We start from the raw sequence: 1689 nt of genomic DNA, 5'->3' as shown, positions 1-1689 counted from the left end.
CGCCTGTGGCTGCACTCTGGGGCTGAGGAGAATACCATGACCCGTACCGTTTATGTGAATGGCGAATACTTGCCCGAGGGGGAAGCCAAGGTTTCAATCTTTGACCGCGGCTTTCTGTTTGCCGATGCGGTTTATGAAGTGACCTCGGTTCTGGACGGCAAGCTGATCGATTTTGACGGCCACGCTGTGCGTCTGGACCGCTCGCTGAAAGAGCTGGACATGGCCTCGCCCTGCGCCAAGGACGAACTGCTGGAAATCCACCGCAAGCTGGTGGAACTGAATGGCATCGAGGAAGGCCTGGTGTACCTGCAGGTCTCGCGCGGCTCCGATGGCGACCGTGATTTTGTGTTCCCCTCCGCCGATACCCCGCCGTCGCTGGTGCTGTTCACCCAGAACAAGCCGGGCTTGGCCGACAGCCCAGCTGCGCAGAAGGGCGCCAAGATTATCTCGATCGAGGACATCCGCTGGGGCCGCCGCGACATCAAGACCGTGCAGCTGCTGTACCCGTCAATGGGCAAGATGATGGCCAAGAAGGCCGGCTGCGACGATGCCTGGCTGATCGAGGATGGCCATGTCACCGAAGGGACTTCGAACAACGCCTATTACGTAAAGCACGGCAAGATCGTGACCCGGCCGCTGTCCAATGACATCCTGCACGGCATCACCCGCGCCGCAGTGCTGCGTCTGGCGGAAGAAGCGCAGATGGAAATCGAAGAGCGCCTGTTCACCATCGACGAAGCTAAGGAAGCGGATGAGGCTTTCACCACCTCGGCTTCGGCCTTTGTGATGCCGGTGGTAGAGATCGACGGTGTGGCCTTGGGCGACGGGACCCCCGGCCCGATCGCCAAGCGCTTGCGCGAGATTTACCTGGAAGAAAGCCGCAAGAAAGCGGTCTGAGGCGCACAGCCCGGATTAACGGTAGCCGGATCGATGATGCCGGGACAGATAATGAAGGCCGTCCCACCGGGGCGGCCTTTCTGCATTCTTTGTCAGATGGCGAGACCTTCACACGGTCTGATGCGGTGAGGACTGGCCGTCATTGATGCTCGCCTGTGCACAGTTACTTGCACGCCGGGTGAATGTCCCCAGATTTAGCCTTTCGCGGCGGGATTTTAACTAATTTTACACAAAATGGGCCAGTTCAGGACGAAATAGGATAGGGTGGAGACATAGAAAACAGCTCCCGTATAACCGGGTGTTTGCCAGAGTTTCACGCTAGGGAGTTGCCCCATGGACCAGACCTTTCAACCGGAGTTTGCCGCAGTTGTGGAAGGCCCGTCAGCCGAGGGCAGCGAAGCAGAAATCCTGGCGGAGGTGCGCAGAGTGCTGACGGCAGAAGAGGTCATTGAACCGGAGATTGCGCAGTCGGCTGCCAAGCGCGGCTGGCTCGCGGGCCAAGCGCGGGCTTCTGAGCCGTCAGTCACAAGTTCGCTTGCGGCGCGGTTGCTTGGCCGGTTCCGCGGCTGAGCTTCACCGCCCTGTCCTGTGTGCAGCCCCCTGCGTTGCTGGATCACCCAAGGGGCTACGCCCGGCACGGCCCCGCAACAGAAATGACAAGGCCGCCCCTGACCGGCGGCCTTTTTGCTTTTTAATGGCAATGGACCGTGCCAGTTGCCTTTTCCATATGGCAGCACTGGCCCGGAGGAGAGCTTTTCCGGCAGCCTCCGCCATGCATTACAGTTTCTTGCC

2 protein-coding genes are annotated in these 1689 nt (G+C 59.9%); both read left to right on the top strand.

Annotated elements, in window-relative coordinates; translation table 11 throughout:
• The first annotated feature begins 36 nt into the window (after nt 1-36).
• Nucleotides 37-897, top strand: coding sequence for a D-amino-acid transaminase (locus A2I95_RS35815; RefSeq protein WP_291737295.1), 861 nt, complete (start codon nt 37-39; stop codon nt 895-897).
• 333 nt (nt 898-1230) lie between these two features.
• Nucleotides 1231-1467, top strand: a complete 237-nt coding sequence (locus tag A2I95_RS35810) for a hypothetical protein (RefSeq protein WP_291737294.1) — start codon at nt 1231-1233, stop codon at nt 1465-1467.
• Nucleotides 1468-1689: the final 222 nt, after the last annotated feature.

The sequence above is a fragment of the Leisingera sp. F5 genome (genome assembly GCF_001593695.1).
This window is presented reverse-complemented; position numbering and strand designations above follow the sequence as displayed.

Bases quoted from the DNA above. Each gene is read 5' to 3' on its own strand.
- A2I95_RS35815 (WP_291737295.1), top strand. From the start codon at position 37: ATGACCCGTACCGTTTATGTGAATGGCGAATACTTGCCCGAGGGGGAA.
- A2I95_RS35810 (WP_291737294.1), top strand. From the start codon at position 1,231: ATGGACCAGACCTTTCAACCGGAGTTTGCCGCAGTTGTGGAAGGCCCG.